The following is a 15,905-nucleotide window of genomic DNA, read 5'->3' on the forward strand; positions in this document are numbered from 1 at the left end:
TATAAGGGGCGTCCATAGATGTTATATTTCTTCAAAACTTTCGGGTTCACTTATGAATTTTAGCTTCCCTAATAAGATGAGTATTTTTACTCGTGTTTTTCAACTTATTCTGTGCATAACCCTTATCTTTATTTTGGCTAAACTATTTTTTGAGGCTGGAGTATTGGGAGTTAATCCCATACTGAAGAATATTGTTTTTATAAGTTCTTGTCTTGCTATCGGCTGGATTTTCAAAATTAAGTATTATTGGAATTATCAGCAAGATCATCAAGATCATCTTTCAGTGATACTTGGCATAAATTTGTTTGGGTTCTCATTCGTAAAAATATTTGATAATGGAATTTTAGTTATGAAACATAGAGGTTTTTGGAAAAAGCAACTAAATCTGGATGTTAACTCATCACTTACCGTTACGGTTCGTTTAGATCAAAGTCAATCACCATCTTTTGGGTGTCTCGCTGTTAAGAACTCAAAACAGCTTGTATCTACATAAGTGGTATAGCGATATAAAGAGCAAATTAACCAGGACAATAAAGAGTTGGCTTTGGTCCTTCGTCGCTAATTTTTGCCAGCTATTTTGTTACCTATTGTTTGGGTGTTACTGCATTTGCGGTGGTCATATTTCCCCTAATCAAAATCTCATGATTTAGAGCCTAAGTTCTTTCTCATTTCTGTCCAAAACTGTGTTTGTAGCAAAGAGCTAACATCGGAGAGATAAACACTCAAGTGTAGATACGGCTGAGGACGTTGGTGGCATGGATGCCACCGTCGAGCTTACACGGATGTACTTGCGGCGTGCCTCAGAAGTATCTGCACATTCAGCGAGCCGCAGGCTGTAGATTACATTGAGGTTATGGTCTCCCATAAAATGATCAAATACAAAATCAGCCAAATGAATCAGAGTAAAAATCGACATTAATACTTCGAACTAGTATTTCCAAAAGCCTGGGTGAAACAACACCGCAACCGTCAGGATCTCCAATCGACCCAATAGCATGCCGATTGCCAGTGCCCATTTGGCGACATCGGGTAGGGTCGAGAAGTTACCCGCCGGCCCGATAGTATGCCCAAGCCCGGGACCAACATTTGTCACTGCTGTTACTGCGCCGGTAAAACTGGTGGTGGGATCGAGTCCGGTCATCACCAGAATAATGGACAGTACGACGATAACCAGCATAAATAGAAGAACGAAGGTTACCAGCGAGCGGACAATATCTTCACTTATAACCCTGTTGTTATACCTTTCTTTAAACACGCCATTGGGGTGGAACTGCTGCTTGAGTTGCTCCCGCATAATCGCAATGGCTATCTGGAAGCGGAAAATTTTGATGCCGCCGGATGTAGAGCCAGAACAACTGCCTACAAACATCAAAAACAGGAAGGCGACATTGGCTAATGCCCCCCAGGCAGTGTAATCGGTGAGGCCATAACCCGTAGTCGTTACCACGGATACGACATTAAAGCTGGCAAGGCGTAGTGCATCGATTGGCGTCATCTCATGACCCAGCCATAACCAGAAGGCCAGGCCGATAGATACAGTCGATAAAAACAACAGAAACCCTTTAACCTGGGCGTCATTCCAAACCCACAGAGATCGATGCTGTATACAGTTGACGAATATTAATAGTGGCAAGCCTCCGGCAGCCATAAAGAGAGTGCCTACCCAGTGCGCCTGATTGGAAAAGGCAGCCATAGAGCTGTCAGAGGTAGAGTAGCCCCCGGTCGACAGTGTTGTCATCGAGTGATTGATCGCTTCAAACCAGCTCATGCCTGCCCAGTGGTAGGCGAGGCCACAGCAAATAGTCAAGAATATGTAGATATAGAAAAGATGCTTAGCCATATCTTGAGTGCGGGGGATGGCCTTATCACTCCAGTCGGATGACTCGGTTCTGAACAGTCTCATACCACCGACATTGAGGAAGGGAAGTACCGCAACGGCCATCACTATAAAACCTATGCCGCCCATCCATTGGAGTAGAGAGCGCCAGATCAATATGCTGTGATCCATCTTGTCCAGACCTGACAAGACGGTCGAGCCGGTTGTCGTTATGCCGGACATGGTTTCAAAAAATGCGTCGGTATAATTAATGCCGTGATAGAGGGTGAATGGCATTGCGGCAAAAAAGCTAACGATTAACCAGGTTAAGCTGGTCAACAGAAACATATCACGGATGTTCAGGTGAAGTTGATGACCTCGTCCCTGATGCATGCAGGCGCTGGCACATGTACCAGTGAGCAGAGAGGCGATCATAAATGCGCCCACCGTTTCTTCGCCATAAAACAGGGCAAAGAAAAGCGGGACGAACATAAATACTGTCAGCGTCGACAGAAATATGCCCAAAATAAACAGCAGAGGTCGAAGATTCAGCATAACGACTCAACCCTTTGAAAAACGTCGGTTGACGATAAGGTGCTAGAAGAAGAAAGCACTTGGTTGGAACAGTTTTTCAACTTCACCGATAAACTTTTTGTTTACCAGGAAGAGAATGACGTGATCGCCTTGTTCTATGACTGTCTTATCATGAGCCATCAATACCTCTTCGTCACGGACGATAGCACCGATGGTCGTGCCGGGGGGTAACTTGATATTGCCTATCTGTTTACCAACAACTTTTGATGTTTTTGAGTCGCCATGGGCAATAGCTTCGATAGCTTCGGCTGCGCCGCGCCTGAGTGAGTACACATTACAGATATCACCTTGGCGAATATGTGTGAGCAGTGCCGAGATCGTCGCTTGTTGTGGAGATATTGCGATATCAATATTAGCTTCCTGAACGATATCCACATAAGCTTCGCGTTGAATTAGCACCATTACCTTCTTCGCGCCCATGCGCTTAGCTAGTAGGGCTGCCATGATATTGGCTTCATCGTCATTGGTTACCGCAATAAACACGTCAGTTTGATCGATATGCTCCTCGAGGAGTAGCTCTTGATCGGAGGCATCACCACAAAAAACAGTGGTGTTTTCGAGTTTTTCAGACAGCTCTTCTGCACGCTCTTGTCGATGTTCAATCAGTTTTACCGAGTGATTACGCTGTAACTGCTGAGCGAGCCCGAAACCGATATTACCGCCGCCCGCTATCATAATATTACGATAGGAGTTATCCAGTTTCTGCATCTCACTCATGACGGCGCGAACATGACGGCTATCGGCGACGAAGAAAACTTCATCATCGGCTTCAATAATCGTGGTGCCGCGAGGCATGATGGGGCGCCCCTGCCTGAAGATGGCTGCTACCCGGGTATCAATATTAGGCATATGTTCGCGAAGGGCGGCCAGTGCGTTACCTACGAGGGGGCCACCATAATAGGCACGAACAGCAACCAGACTTAATCGGCCCTCGGCAAACTCCAGGACCTGAAGGGCACCGGGGTACTCGACCAATCTGCGAATATAGGCGGTAACGAGCTGTTCGGGTGCGATCAGCTCATCAATAATAAAACCGCCACGAGGGCTATTATCATTTTTTTTGGTTTCGGTGTTGATAAACAACTTATCCCTTAGGGCAAGGTATTGCTCGGAGCGGATCCGGGCAATCTTAGTGGGTGTCCCGAAAAGCGTGTATGCCATCTGACAGGCTGACATGTTGCACTCATCACTGTTGGTGACGGCAATCAGCATATCGGCATCTTCGGCGCCAGCCTCTTTCAAGACATTTGGATGAGCACCATGACCGAAAACAACCCGCAGATCATACTTGTCCTGCAGCGAGCGTAATCGACTTCTATCGTTATCGACGATAGTGATGTCATTATTTTCGCCGACTAAGTTTTCGGCTAGTGTGCCACCAACCTGACCTGCACCTAAAATGATAATTTTCATGGCGTTGCTTTATCCCTTTACCAACCGTGCGTAGTAAAATCCATCCATATTCTCCAATCCCGGTGTAATTTGCCATCCAATATCATCGGGGTGGTTTTGCTCATCGATTGGAACGAGAGTCGCGTCATTGGCTCTCTCCAGGAAGGCACGGATCTGCTGTTCGTTTTCCTGAGGAAGGATTGAGCAAGTCGCGTAGAGCAGTGTGCCACCGGGCTTGAGCCACTGCCAACAGTGATCTAATATCTTACTCTGCAGTGAGGCCAACTCTTCGATATCGGCTTGTTTTCTTAGCCATTTGATATCGGGATGACGACGGATAACACCTGTTGCCGAGCAAGGGGCATCGAGTAGGATGCGATCAAACTTATCTCCTTGCCACCATGAATCGATATCGGCGGCATCGCCATGGATCAGTTTTGCGTTGAGCGACAGACGGTCAAGGTTTTGCTGGACTCGTTCGAGACGGTTGGCATCAAAATCGACGGCGACTAATTCAATATTGGGGGCTTGTTCTAATAGGTGACAAGTCTTACCGCCTGGTGCCGCACAGGCATCGAGGACTAATTCCCCATCGATTGGGGCCAGTAGAGTTGCAGCCCATTGAGCCGCACCGTCCTGAACCGAGGCGGTTCCTTCCTCAAAGCCGGGAAGTTGCAATACATCTTTAGGACTCTCGAGTAAGATGGCATCGCTACTCTTACCTGCAGAAGCTTGGATCTCAACTTCGGCAAGAGAGGCTAAGTACTCATCGCGAGTCTGCGACAGTTTATTGCTGCGTAGCCACATAGGTGGACGTTGATGGCTTTGCTCAACGATCTCTTTCCAGCTTTCCGGATAAGCCGCTTTGAGTCGCTTGATTATCCAGGCCGGAGTATTGAGAGCTAAGGTTTCGTTATCTGTAGGCAGTGGCTTCTCTTGACGCTGAATATTGCGCAGTACACCGTTGACAACTTTTACCAGGCCTTCAAATTTGAGTTGTCGGCAGGCTTCGGCGGTTTCTGAAATGGCTGCATGGCTCGGGATGCGGGTGAAATAAAGTTGATAGCAGCCAACGAGTAACAGTTGATGCAGTATCCTTTGCTTGCCCTTCAGTGGTTTACTCATGCAGTCACTGACCAATTTATCAAGCTGAGGCAGGTGGCGCATGACGCCATAGCAGAGCTCGGCCATTAGAGCCTTATCTTTACCACTTTCAAGGTGTCTTTGCTGATCCGGCAGGGCGACAGACAATGAAATCCCTTTTTCCAACACCTGAAATACGACCTTGGCCGCTAATGCTCGCAAATTCATGTTACTCAGCCTCTTTTACCGCTGGCTCTTTGCCAATCAGCTTTTTACTATTTAAGAGTGTGCCTGGAGTAAACCACTCCCCACGAGAATTCAAAATGTCGCCGACACTCAATGGCTTCTTGCCCGGCAACTGCATATTAAGCAGAGTTAACACGCCGTCACCAGTGGCAATATCTATACCCTGTTTACCCGCCGATATAATGGTACCTGCTGGTGCATCACTGCTGAGGTTGCTGACCGCAGATTCTCTTACTTTGATACTGGCATCCTGGTGAGTAAAGTGGCTTATAGGCCATGGATTAAAGGCTCTGATCTCACGCCACAGTTCGAGCGCCGATTTACTCCAGTCAAGCTCAGCCTCCTCTTTGCTGAGCTTTTCTGCGTAATTAGCCAGGCTTTCATCCTGTTTCTCTGCCGTTAACTCACCTTTAGCTAACCCGGTAAGCGCCTCAATGAGGGCATCAGGCCCCTGTAAAGCCAGTTTTTCATAGAGGCTCGCCGAAGTATCGTTATCTTCAATCGGTAACCGGGTCTTCAATAACATATCGCCGGTATCCAGACCGATATCCATCTGCATGATGGTGACGCCTGTTTCTGTGTCACCAGCCCAAAGGGCGCGTTGGATTGGCGCCGCACCACGCCAGCGAGGCAATATTGAGCCGTGCACATTGATACAGCCAAGTTTAGGGGTGTCGAGCACGACTTTTGGCAAGATAAGCCCGTAGGCGACAACAACCATGATATCGGCATTCAGGTTGGCAAGTTCTGCTTGAGCCTGTTCATCACGAAGTGACTTTGGCTGAAAGACGGGAAGGTTATGCTCGATGGCCAGACTTTTTACCGGACTCGCCTGCAGTTTCTTTCCTCGTCCAGCCGGCCTATCCGGTTGTGAATAAACACCGATAATATTGTGTTCTGAATCGATGAGGGCTTGCAGATGGCGAGCCGCAAAATCTGGAGTACCAGCAAAAATAATGTTTAATGGTTTCAAGTACGGGTTATCCTTGTTTGGCTTCGAGTCTGGCTGCTTTTTCGAGTTTCTGTTTGATTCTTTGGCGCTTTAATGGCGACAGGTAATCCACAAATAACTTACCGTTAAGGTGGTCTAATTCGTGTTGCAGGCATATCGCAAACAGCCCATCTGCATCTAAGGTGAATTCAACACCTTCACGGTCGAAAGCCTTAATCGTTACCGACTCGGCGCGATCTACGTTGGCATAGATACCAGGTACAGAAAGACAGCCCTCTTCATTGGTACAACTGCCATCACGGGCAGTTATCTCCATATTGATGAACACTGTGGGTCTCTCTACATCATCTTGTAGGTCCATGATTATCAAGTGTTGATGAAAATCGACTTGCGTTGCGGCCAGTCCGATCCCCTTCTCTTCATACATGGTGTCGAACATATTATCGATTTGAGCCTGCAGGTCAGCGTTAAACTCTGCTACAGGCTTCGCAATCGTGCGTAATCTCTCATCGGGAAAACGTAAAACTTTTAATAAACTCATACATAAACTCTTAACAAGTCTGTCAAATCATTATCAGTTGGTTATACTGACTTTAGCTAATGGCTTAATTTTAATCCTTAGTGGCATTCAATAACAGCAAAAGCTCTATTAAAAGAGCAAACAGCATGGAAAACCCCATGAAACGACTAATTTTACTCGCTTTAATGATAATAAGTTGCTCGTTCGTGTTCGCGGATACTTTGACATTAAAGTCCGGGCACCCAGATTCTTATGTTGTAAAGAAGGGAGACACCCTCTGGGATATCTCCGAACACTTTTTAAATGATCCCTGGCGTTGGCCTAAACTCTGGGGCGCAAACCCTCAAATAGCCAACCCACACCTTATCTATCCGGGGGATCGACTCACCTTAGTATTTATCGATGGTGAACCAAGATTAGTGGTTAAGCCGCATATTCGCAAAAGCCCCGAAGGTCGAATAATGCCAAAAGGTGGGGCTATACCTGCGGTTGACTTGTCCCTTATCCGTCCATTTTTGGTGCAAAACAGAGTTGTAGACGGTGATTGGTTTGATGAGCAGCCTCTGGTTATGGGCGGCGAAAGTGAGTCCAAATATCATATCGCTAACGATATCATCTATGTTCAAGCTGAGCTCACCTTAGGTGATAAATTTGGCGTGTATGCTCAAGGCCGTGAGTTTGTCAGCAAGGAAGAGGGCGAGCTACTGGGTCAAGAAGTGATGTTGACTGCAAGTGGTCGTGTCATCGAATCCGGACCTATTTCTAAAGTCAGGTTGCTGAGTAATTTTCGTGAAACGAAAGCCGGATACCGAGTCTTACCGATTGAAGAAGATTCCCTGCTCTCCGCTTATTTCATGCCCAGAGCCGCCAACCTGGAAACTCCTGCATCGGTAATCGCTTCTGATAAGAAGAACAGAGAGATGGGTAAGCTGGATGTTGTCTACATAGATAAAGGAAATGAGGATGGTGTGGAAGCCGGACACGTGTTCTCTATCTTCAGAGAGGGTGTCGATATCGTTATCAACGGCGATGGCCAGCCGGTGCTGCCTCAGGATCGTAGCACCTATGAAAGCTTATTAACCGGGATATCCTCCGATAACGCTGTAAAAATGCCGGATATCTATCGTGGAAAGCTTATGGTGTTCAAGGTATTCGATAAAACCAGCTTGGCTTTGATCATGGTAAATGAAAGGCCTGTGCGGGTTGACGACAAGCTTATTCAGCCAAGCTCTCTATTGGCGAGTGAATAGATTTTATAACTGACATATTGAAATCGCTTACGAGGTGAATGATTACTGAAAAACTGGTCGATTGGCTGGTTGTTAGTGCAGTATCCGGGTTAGGACCAGCCCGGATTCAACAATTGCTCAACTACATGGACGTAGAGGAACTTAGGCAGAGGTTGGAGCATGAGAAAGATGCTTTGCCTCTACCGGAGAGTCTGCTCAAGCGTGAGCTTGCCCCCGATTTTTCTCTTGTCGATTCGGCGTTAGACTGGCTACAAAGTTCGTCACATCACCATATTGTCACCTTAGATGATCCCCATTATCCGAATTTGCTGAAACAGATTTCCGATCCTCCATCGATATTGTTTATTAAGGGGGAGCCCGACACGCTTCTTCTACCGAGTATTGCCGTCGTTGGCAGCCGTGCAGCAACGAGTGCAGGCTTACAATCAGCTTACCAACTGGCGGGTGAGCTCGGATCCATTGGTTTTTCTGTATCCAGTGGAATGGCGGCGGGAGTCGATGGCGCAGCACATCAGGCATGTATCGATAACAGTGCCAAAACCATTGCAGTATTGGGAACGGGGGTTGAAGTTATTTACCCTCGTAGACATAAGAAACTATATGAGAAAATTCAATGCCATGGTGCAGTCATTAGTGAATTTTGGCCGGATGTAAAGCCTTATGCAGGAAATTTTCCGAAACGAAACAGGATTATCAGCGGTCTATCATTAGGTACGCTTGTTGTTGAGGCCTGTCGGAGAAGTGGATCATTAATCACCGCCAGATTGGCGTTGGAACAGGGAAGAGAGGTGTTTGCAGTTCCGGGGAATATTTTGGGTGGGCAGAGCCAGGGTTGCCATGATCTATTGCGAGATGGTGCAAAACTTGTCGAGAATGCGGCCGATATAATAGAGGAAGTGTCAGTTTTATGTGATTTTCACCTTGAAGAACTGAAAAGTCGTCACCATATAGGGGGGGAGAACGCTTCAGATTTGCCATTTACCTCACTGTTAGCTAGTGTTGGTTATGAGACCACTCCAATTGATGTTGTGGTTGAGCATAGTGGAAAAGCCATAGAGTTAGTATTAGAGCAAATGCTTGAACTTGAGCTACAAGGTTGGGTCGCTGTAGTACCCGGTGGTTACGTAAGACTAAGGAGGAGCTAGCCATGTTTGATATCCTCATGTATCTATTTGAAAACTATGTTCACAGCGAAGTAGAATTCTTAGTGGATGAAGATGAGCTTACTCAGGAGCTCACCCGTGCTGGTTTTCATCAGTCCGAAATTATTAAAGCATTATCTTGGCTTGAAAACTTAGCCGAGCTGCAAGAGGGTGATACACCGTATCTTTGTGATCACGACCAACACTCTTTCCGAATTTATACTCAGAAAGAGATGGATAAGCTTGATGTCGAATGTCGTGGCTTTCTACTTTTTCTGGAGCAGATTAAAGTGCTCAGTGTAGAAACTCGTGAAATGGTAATCGATCGGGTCATGGAGCTGGATGAGACAGCCCTGATTCTGGAAGATCTTAAATGGGTTGTTTTAATGGTGTTATTTAATGCACCGGGAAATGAGTCTGCTTATGAACAGATGGAAGATCTGATCTTTGAGCAACCCGATGGACGATTACACTCTTAACTTCGCTTGAAATAAGAAGGAGGCATAACGCCTCCTTTTTTGTGTCTGGAACACTTATGTCTATTTGCCATGGATGGAAACAAATTGACTTTGTACACGGACTTCTTGTCTATAAAAGTTATCCCCGAGCTCAGGGCCATAAATGTTCCCGACATTTATTGGCATTTCCTCCTTCCTTGGAGGTCAGATTGCGTTAGAGGGGGTTGTGTCTAAACCAGGCTAATAATGTCTGTGAGCATCATCTTTTACCAAGTGAGCGGGTCGCAGGTAATCCCGGTAGCTATATCTATTTTGCTTATTGAGTCTGGGCTTAGCTTTCTCTTCGCTATCATCAAACTGTTCCACCTGTACATTTAGCCAATCTGAAAATTGCGCCTGATGGTCAGTGAGCTCAGCCATCAACTCAGCGTAACCTTCAAAGTAATCCGTTTTTAAATAATGACTCAGTTGAACGAAATCTGAATGGTGGTTTTCAACCAGAAAGCGCACTGCCATATAACTCCACTTATATGTTCTGTCTTGCCCGTCTTTATACTCAGTGGCAAAGATCTCTTCAAGGCTGGGGGCCTTATCGATATCTTTCTTGATCACTTTTAACGTATTTGGATTGTCGTTGCCCTTGGATATGTATTCGGCCAAGCCTTCCGACCACCACACCATCTTCTCCGGGAAATGCCCGAAGCCACCATATTTGACGAAATGACCGTCGAGGTAATGTACGTATTCGTGGTTTAGATTCCAGATAGCAAATTCTGGCTCGATCCAGAACTGTCGGTAGGCGAAGAATGTTGCCTGGTTACCAGGCTTTGACGGAGTACCCTCGATATACATGCCACCATTATCAGTATCTATGTCGAAAAGTAGTTGTCCGTATGCGTTGTACTGGCTCCAATTTTTAAACGCCACAACACGCAGTGCATTGTTGAAGTCATTGGCGGTAGGCTGATATCGGGTTTCCAGAACTTGATGAAAGTTGGCCTCTTGCGAGGTGAGTTTAGTGCAGCTTGTCGCAAGCTCTTGCTCATTTAAGTCTTGTGCGAGAATAAATAAACTGTCAGAGCAGGAATGATTGATAGGCAGAACATCTTCTAACTCTGGTATGCGGCAGAGCTCACTGTTGTTTTCGCATGCCTCTTTACCCGCAAAAGCATTGACATGATAGCCCAAGGTATAGGTATCTTTGGCTTTGTCACCGCGTAGCTTAATGTCTTGCTTGGCTATATCGGCAACCGCATCGTCTATCTTCTGCTCTGAAGGGGTAGGCTCATCATTCTCACTCGCCGGTAGTGCTAAACGGTACAGCCCTAAAGCCCAATAAGCATTTGCCTTAGGCCAGTCATTATCGGATCTTATGCTTGTCGTTGATGCTGCAAACTCCAGTAGCGGACGCGCCAAATCCTGTTCTACCAATAATTTGTTAAGATCCCCATCCGCTTCTTTTCTGGCTGTATTAAATAACAGACCATAGGCTCTGAGCGTCTCCCAAAGTGCGTAGTCATTATCCGTATTGGAAGCGCTCTGCCCTAGTGAGGATAACTGTGAGTCAAGTTGAGGTAAGAGGGTGGCAAGTTGTGTTGCACGTTCACTGTTAGCGTAGTAACGATACAGGGTAACAGCATATTGTTCCTGTAGCCGAGAGGAGTGACTCAACAACTCATTATTAGCGAGTTGTTTAAGCCCGAAGGTGAGTGATTCGTAGCTTGTGTCATCAAGCTCATCGATGGGCCCAAAATAGCTAAACGCGCGTAGATAATAAAGAAGGTTATCGGCTTGTTGCTGATCGCTTGTTGTCGCTAAGGCAAGACTTATCTGTTCAAATGCATTTTTGTTTAACTGCGGGTTGCTGGCATCAAAAAATGAATCTTTATTCGCCAGATTAATCTGGCTGATGAGTGTCTGGTCTACTATTAAGTTAGGAGAGCTGCTACACCCATTTAATGTCATGAGTGTGGGAGAGATAAGCGTGATGGCAATAAGAGAACGGCGAAACATGATAACTCCTTACGTTTTTGCATACAATATACTTGCGTTATTGTCATATAGCCAAGGTTAATTAGTCGCAATTGCCATTTCCCTGCATTGTCATAGCTTGATAAAATATGAACACCTTCTGTAAGTGAGATAACCATGTCTAAGATCGATCAACAGCTATTTAGTTCCCATGAGCATGCACTCGAGAAAGAGTTTGAGCTTTGTCCAAAATGTGGCTGTGAACTATCGATAAAAAATAGTAAACATGGTGGTTTCATCGGCTGTAATAACTATCCGACCTGTGATTATACCCGGCCACTGGTACAACACGAGTCGATAGAAACCCAGGTGATTGAGGGATCTCAATGTCCTGAGTGTGGACACGAGTTAGCTGTAAAGTCTGGACGATTTGGCATTTTCATCGGTTGTACTCAATATCCTGAGTGTAAACATATCGAGAAACAAGACCAAGAGGTGGGAGGGGAAGAGATACCTTGCCCCATCTGTACTAAAGGCCATATTGAGCATAGAACCAATCGTTTCGGCAAAAGCTTCTATGCATGTAGTGGCTACCCTAAGTGTAAGTTTCTGGTTAATTACCCTCCAGTGCATGAAACCTGTCCCGACTGTGGTTTTGGTATTTTGGTTGAACGTAAGGGAGCGGCTGGGGCACGTTTAGAATGCCCGAAAAAGCAATGTAAGTATAAGCGCGCCCTATAGGGCGTGATTGTTAGTATTAGGGAACTCTGTATAATTCCATTTATCGAATTAGTGGTGTTTAAACCACTTGGTTAAGAAAGTTTTTCATTAAGGTTTTGTTATGCTGGAACAGGCTCCGGACGAGGTTCAGGAGATTATCGAACAGGGCGGTGTCGTTGCATATCCGACTGAAGCCGTCTATGGGCTAGGCTGTGATCCTGATAATGATGAAGCAATAACCAGATTGCTTGCATTAAAAAAGCGCCCCTGGCAGAAAGGACTTATCTTGGTTGCCAGTGATTATCAACAACTACTCCCCTATATTGATGAATCAAGGCTAACCAATGAGCAGTTAAACAAGGTCTTTGTTAAGTGGCCTGGACCATTTACCTTTATCATGCCGATTAAGCCCGGGCTCTCAAATTTGTTATGTGGCAGTTTTAACTCTCTTGCGGTTAGAGTGTCTTCCCACCCAACGATTCAAGCCATCTGTCAGAGGCTTGGTAAGCCGTTGGTTTCGACTAGCGCCAATCATGCCGGCGAACCACCTGCGATGAGCTGTGAAGAGATCATTGCCAAATTTGATGGTGAGATCGATGCACTGATATCCGGCTCTCTTGGAGCTGAGCGAAAACCTTCAACAATCGTCGATGCGATCAGTGGCAAAGTGTTACGTTAGACAATAGATAGGTAAATAATAAAAAGGAATCATTATGTCTGTGCCAGACACCAGTGCAGTAAAGGCGTTTTTACTCGATCTTCAACAGCGAATTTGTGAAGGTTTGGAGCAGTTAGATGGAAAAGGGACGTTTGAAGCTGATTCCTGGAAGCGTGAAGAGGGAGGTGGCGGTACGAGCCGTGTATTAACTAATGGCAAAGTATTCGAGCAGGCAGGTGTAAACTTTTCTCATGTTACCGGTGCTGCAATGCCGGCATCGGCAACGGCTAACAGGTCCGAACTTGAAGGCCGTAGTTTTGAGGCTATGGGGGTTTCTTTAGTTATTCACCCAAAAAATCCATTTCTTCCTACCACTCATGCCAATGTTCGTTTCTTTATCGCTAAAAAAGAGGGAGCAGATCCTGTTTGGTGGTTTGGCGGTGGTTTCGACCTTACTCCCTATTACCCGTTTGAAGAGGATGTAATCGAATGGCACCAGAATGCCCATGATTTATGTCAGCCATTTGGAGAATCTGTTTATCCTAAATATAAGAAGTGGTGTGATGAATACTTCTTCTTACCCCATCGTAATGAAACTCGTGGTGTTGGCGGCTTATTCTTTGACGATCTCAATCAAGACGGGTTTGAAAAAAGCTTCGAGTTTATGCAGGCTGTCGGTAATGGTTTCTTGACTTCATACGCTCCAATTGTTGAGCGCCGTAAAGATACAGAATATGGCGAAAAAGAGCGAGAGTTCCAGCTATATCGTCGTGGACGTTATGTTGAGTTTAATCTGGTCTACGACAGAGGAACCTTGTTTGGATTGCAAACTGGTGGCCGAACCGAGTCGATATTGATGTCTATGCCGCCGCTGGTTCGTTGGCAGTACGCCTATACACCGGAAGAAAATTCGGCTGAAGCACTTCTTTATACCGACTTCTTAAAACCGAAGGACTGGTTAAACTTAGATGAATAATTGATTAATCAGCATAACCAATTAGCTTATTGATATGGTTATTGGTTGTGCAAGTTGTCGGCAAAGGTACTTATGGACTCTATTATTGCGGCTCGATGCTCCATCTCTTTAATCTCAATATCAAGCTTGGCAATCAAAAAATGCCAATAATATGAAGAGTAATCAATTGCACCTGAGCATAGTCTGAGTAGACTAGTGAAACACTTGCAAAGCCCACCCATTTTTGAGACGAGTCATGACTGATAAATATGCCGTTTTTGGCAACCCTATTGCCCACAGTAAATCTCCGCTGATCCATGGTCTATTTGCGAAAGAAACGGCACAAGTTCTGGAGTATGAAGCAATACTTGCCCCGGTCGATGAGTTTGCTTCCTGCTTAGATGAGTTTTGGAAAGGAGAGGGGAAGGGGGCTAACGTCACGGTGCCTTTTAAAGAGCAGGCGTTTAACTTGTGTGACGAGCTAAGTGAAGAGGCTAAGTTAGCTGGTGCGGTGAATACCTTAACTGTGCAAGCTAACGGCGTGATCCGGGGTGATAATACCGATGGTTTAGGGCTGGTTGCAGATCTGAAAAGACACATGGGTGAGCTTAATGGTTTGTCTGTTTTACTTGTGGGAGCTGGTGGCGCGGCCAGAGGAAGTATCTTACCGTTACTACAATCGGGTATCAGCAAGCTGACAATCGTTAACCGGACTCAAGGCAAAGCAGAGCGACTGGTTGATATCTTTTCTGAATATGGTGAGGTCTGTGCTTTACCTATGGAACATGAAGATAAAAGTTATGACATCATTATTAACTCAACTTCTTCCAGTTTGACTGGAGAGGTTCCTAACTTGTCGACTCAAGTTATAGATACGAGTACGGTTTGCTACGATATGATGTATGGAAAAGAGCCTACATCTTTTAATGTATGGGCAAAAGAGCAAGGCGCAAAACTGACTTTAGATGGTTTAGGTATGTTAGTTGGTCAAGCTGCCCAAAGTTTTGCTATTTGGCGCAAGGTTAAACCGAGTGTAGAACCTGTATTAGCAGAACTTAGAACACTGCTTTAAAAAGCAGAGGTAATATGAATCAGAATATTTTGTTTCCCGATCTGCAAGATTGGGATGAGAAAACGCAATCAGTGGTATTTCCGGCTCAGGTACAAGGTGCGAATATTGAATGTCGTATAGGGTTGTCTAAGCTATCCGAAATGGCATTAACGCTCTTAAAAAGTACCGACAGCGATATCAAAGAGAAAGCATTAAACTTGTTTGAAGAATATAGGTTCGATATTGAAGAGGAGGTTGAAACACTCATCGAATTGGAGTCATTCGATGAGCAGGGTCGGCTTGTAGTAAAGTAAGAACCTATAAATAAGCTCCACAAAGCTTGGTGACTAGGCTTCTTCCAGATACTCATTTTTCAGTTTGACGTAGTTATCTGCAGACTGAGGCAAGAAGGCTAACTCAGCTTGGGTTAATTCTCGAACCTGTTTCGCTGGGCTACCTACATATAAGTGGCCACTCTTTAATACCTTACCGGGAGGAACTAAAGAGCCCGCGCCCAAAATTACATCATCTTCCAGTATCGCACCATCAAGAATGATTGCGCCCATGCCAACTAATATGCGGTTACCGACAGTGCAACCATGCAACATAGCTTTATGGCCGATAGTAACATCATCGCCAATCAGTAAAGGATTGCCATCAGGTTTGGCATTGGACTTACGGGTAACATGTAAAACTGTTCCATCTTGAACGTTAGATCGTTTTCCAATTCTAATATGGTTAACATCACCGCGAGCGGCTACCAAAGGCCAGATGCTTGCATCTTCATCAAGGAATATGTCTCCAACCAGTACGCAAGCTTCATCTACATACACATTATTCTTAAGTTCAGGAGTCATTCCTTTATAAGAGCGTAATGATTGAGTGTTTTTCAAGATGGTCATCAGTAAAAGTCCTTAAAATAGCGGTTTTCCGCATTATAAAGCCTAAAAAGTAGCTAGTCAGGGGGTTTTATCGACAAACGGTAAGAAAACAACACTTTTCATAATAAAAGCGCTTGCGCTGTTTCTGGATCTCCCTATAATGCGCATCCACTGACACGGCAAAGCAGTCTTTCAAAGCGTTAAGCAGAGTGAGGC

General features: G+C 45.4%; 16 protein-coding genes. 9 read left to right on the plus strand and 7 right to left on the minus strand.

All coding sequences use genetic code 11. From position 1 onward, the window contains the following. Positions 1–52: 52 nt before the first annotated feature. On the plus strand, positions 53–493 hold the full coding sequence (locus SSED_RS00150) for a hypothetical protein (protein ID WP_012004169.1): 441 nt from the start codon (positions 53–55) through the stop codon (positions 491–493). Between the two features lie 435 nt (positions 494–928). Here the strand turns inward: SSED_RS00150 and SSED_RS00155 are convergent, their stop codons facing one another. Genes SSED_RS00155 through def form a run of 5 tightly spaced genes read right to left on the minus strand, consistent with a single transcriptional unit; the run spans position 929 to position 6,624 of the window. Further along, complete coding sequence (locus SSED_RS00155; RefSeq protein WP_012004170.1) at positions 929–2,371, minus strand: TrkH family potassium uptake protein; 1,443 nt, start codon at positions 2,369–2,371, stop codon at positions 929–931. A 42-nt stretch (positions 2,372–2,413) separates the two neighbouring features. Next, positions 2,414–3,823 carry a Trk system potassium transporter TrkA gene (trkA, locus tag SSED_RS00160; protein ID WP_012004171.1) on the minus strand — a complete coding sequence of 470 codons (1,410 nt, stop codon included), beginning with the start codon at positions 3,821–3,823 and terminating at the stop codon, positions 2,414–2,416. 9 nt (positions 3,824–3,832) lie between these two features. After that, on the minus strand, positions 3,833–5,113 hold the full coding sequence (rsmB, locus tag SSED_RS00165) for a 16S rRNA (cytosine(967)-C(5))-methyltransferase RsmB (protein WP_012004172.1): 1,281 nt from the start codon (positions 5,111–5,113) through the stop codon (positions 3,833–3,835). A gap of 1 nt (position 5,114) precedes the next feature. After that, complete coding sequence (fmt, locus tag SSED_RS00170) at positions 5,115–6,104, minus strand: methionyl-tRNA formyltransferase (RefSeq protein WP_012004173.1); 990 nt, start codon at positions 6,102–6,104, stop codon at positions 5,115–5,117. A 7-nt stretch (positions 6,105–6,111) separates the two neighbouring features. After that, on the minus strand, positions 6,112–6,624 hold the full coding sequence (gene def, locus SSED_RS00175) for a peptide deformylase (RefSeq protein ID WP_012004174.1): 513 nt from the start codon (positions 6,622–6,624) through the stop codon (positions 6,112–6,114). Between the two features lie 125 nt (positions 6,625–6,749). On the opposite strand from def, the gene SSED_RS00180 reads away from it, so the two are divergent. Genes SSED_RS00180 through SSED_RS00190 form a run of 3 tightly spaced genes read left to right on the plus strand, consistent with a single transcriptional unit; the run spans position 6,750 to position 9,474 of the window. Continuing rightward, a complete protein-coding gene (locus SSED_RS00180) occupies positions 6,750–7,853 on the plus strand; it encodes a LysM peptidoglycan-binding domain-containing protein (protein ID WP_012004175.1) in 1,104 nt (367 codons plus the stop codon). A 38-nt stretch (positions 7,854–7,891) separates the two neighbouring features. Further along, positions 7,892–8,998 carry a DNA-processing protein DprA gene (gene dprA, locus SSED_RS00185; protein ID WP_012004176.1) on the plus strand — a complete coding sequence of 369 codons (1,107 nt, stop codon included), beginning with the start codon at positions 7,892–7,894 and terminating at the stop codon, positions 8,996–8,998. Positions 8,999–9,000: 2 nt separating this feature from the next. After that, positions 9,001–9,474, plus strand: a complete 474-nt coding sequence (locus SSED_RS00190) for a DUF494 family protein (protein ID WP_012004177.1) — start codon at positions 9,001–9,003, stop codon at positions 9,472–9,474. Between the two features lie 219 nt (positions 9,475–9,693). Here SSED_RS00190 and SSED_RS00195 read toward each other — a convergent pair whose 3' ends face one another. Further along, the gene (locus SSED_RS00195; protein WP_012004178.1) at positions 9,694–11,466 is read right to left on the minus strand and encodes a collagenase; all 1,773 of its coding nucleotides are present in this window, start codon (positions 11,464–11,466) and stop codon (positions 9,694–9,696) included. A gap of 135 nt (positions 11,467–11,601) precedes the next feature. On the opposite strand from SSED_RS00195, the gene SSED_RS00200 reads away from it, so the two are divergent. From SSED_RS00200 to SSED_RS00220, 5 genes are all read left to right on the plus strand, one after another. Beyond that, positions 11,602–12,165, plus strand: coding sequence for a DNA topoisomerase family protein (locus SSED_RS00200; protein ID WP_012004179.1), 564 nt, complete (start codon positions 11,602–11,604; stop codon positions 12,163–12,165). 100 nt (positions 12,166–12,265) lie between these two features. After that, positions 12,266–12,823, plus strand: a complete 558-nt coding sequence (gene tsaC / locus SSED_RS00205) for an L-threonylcarbamoyladenylate synthase type 1 TsaC (protein ID WP_012004180.1) — start codon at positions 12,266–12,268, stop codon at positions 12,821–12,823. Positions 12,824–12,857: 34 nt separating this feature from the next. Further along, positions 12,858–13,778: an oxygen-dependent coproporphyrinogen oxidase gene (hemF, locus tag SSED_RS00210; RefSeq protein WP_012004181.1), complete on the plus strand. Its 921-nt coding sequence runs from the start codon at positions 12,858–12,860 to the stop codon at positions 13,776–13,778. 235 nt (positions 13,779–14,013) lie between these two features. Beyond that, positions 14,014–14,829: a shikimate dehydrogenase gene (gene aroE, locus SSED_RS00215; RefSeq protein WP_012004182.1), complete on the plus strand. Its 816-nt coding sequence runs from the start codon at positions 14,014–14,016 to the stop codon at positions 14,827–14,829. Positions 14,830–14,843: 14 nt separating this feature from the next. Then, positions 14,844–15,122, plus strand: a complete 279-nt coding sequence (locus SSED_RS00220) for a DUF1488 family protein (RefSeq protein WP_012004183.1) — start codon at positions 14,844–14,846, stop codon at positions 15,120–15,122. A gap of 33 nt (positions 15,123–15,155) precedes the next feature. Here the strand turns inward: SSED_RS00220 and SSED_RS00225 are convergent, their stop codons facing one another. Continuing rightward, complete coding sequence (locus SSED_RS00225) at positions 15,156–15,710, minus strand: gamma carbonic anhydrase family protein (RefSeq protein WP_012004184.1); 555 nt, start codon at positions 15,708–15,710, stop codon at positions 15,156–15,158. Positions 15,711–15,905 lie beyond the last annotated feature (195 nt).

Origin of the sequence: Shewanella sediminis HAW-EB3 (genome assembly GCF_000018025.1) — a bacterium.
Classification (GTDB): domain Bacteria; phylum Pseudomonadota; class Gammaproteobacteria; order Enterobacterales; family Shewanellaceae; genus Shewanella; species Shewanella sediminis.

Coding starts and splice junctions, on each gene's coding strand:
- tsaC (WP_012004180.1), top strand. CDS start 12,266: ATGCTGGAACAGGCTCCGGACGAGGTTCAGGAGATTATCGAACAGGGC.
- SSED_RS00190 (WP_012004177.1), top strand. CDS start 9,001: ATGTTTGATATCCTCATGTATCTATTTGAAAACTATGTTCACAGCGAA.
- dprA (WP_012004176.1), top strand. CDS start 7,892: ATGATTACTGAAAAACTGGTCGATTGGCTGGTTGTTAGTGCAGTATCC.
- def (WP_012004174.1), bottom strand. CDS start 6,624: ATGAGTTTATTAAAAGTTTTACGTTTTCCCGATGAGAGATTACGCACG.
- SSED_RS00200 (WP_012004179.1), top strand. CDS start 11,602: ATGTCTAAGATCGATCAACAGCTATTTAGTTCCCATGAGCATGCACTC.
- SSED_RS00220 (WP_012004183.1), top strand. CDS start 14,844: ATGAATCAGAATATTTTGTTTCCCGATCTGCAAGATTGGGATGAGAAA.
- rsmB (WP_012004172.1), bottom strand. CDS start 5,113: ATGAATTTGCGAGCATTAGCGGCCAAGGTCGTATTTCAGGTGTTGGAA.
- SSED_RS00150 (WP_012004169.1), top strand. CDS start 53: ATGAATTTTAGCTTCCCTAATAAGATGAGTATTTTTACTCGTGTTTTT.
- trkA (WP_012004171.1), bottom strand. CDS start 3,823: ATGAAAATTATCATTTTAGGTGCAGGTCAGGTTGGTGGCACACTAGCC.
- hemF (WP_012004181.1), top strand. CDS start 12,858: ATGTCTGTGCCAGACACCAGTGCAGTAAAGGCGTTTTTACTCGATCTT.
- SSED_RS00155 (WP_012004170.1), bottom strand. CDS start 2,371: ATGCTGAATCTTCGACCTCTGCTGTTTATTTTGGGCATATTTCTGTCG.
- SSED_RS00195 (WP_012004178.1), bottom strand. CDS start 11,466: ATGTTTCGCCGTTCTCTTATTGCCATCACGCTTATCTCTCCCACACTC.
- aroE (WP_012004182.1), top strand. CDS start 14,014: ATGACTGATAAATATGCCGTTTTTGGCAACCCTATTGCCCACAGTAAA.
- SSED_RS00180 (WP_012004175.1), top strand. CDS start 6,750: ATGGAAAACCCCATGAAACGACTAATTTTACTCGCTTTAATGATAATA.
- SSED_RS00225 (WP_012004184.1), bottom strand. CDS start 15,710: ATGACCATCTTGAAAAACACTCAATCATTACGCTCTTATAAAGGAATG.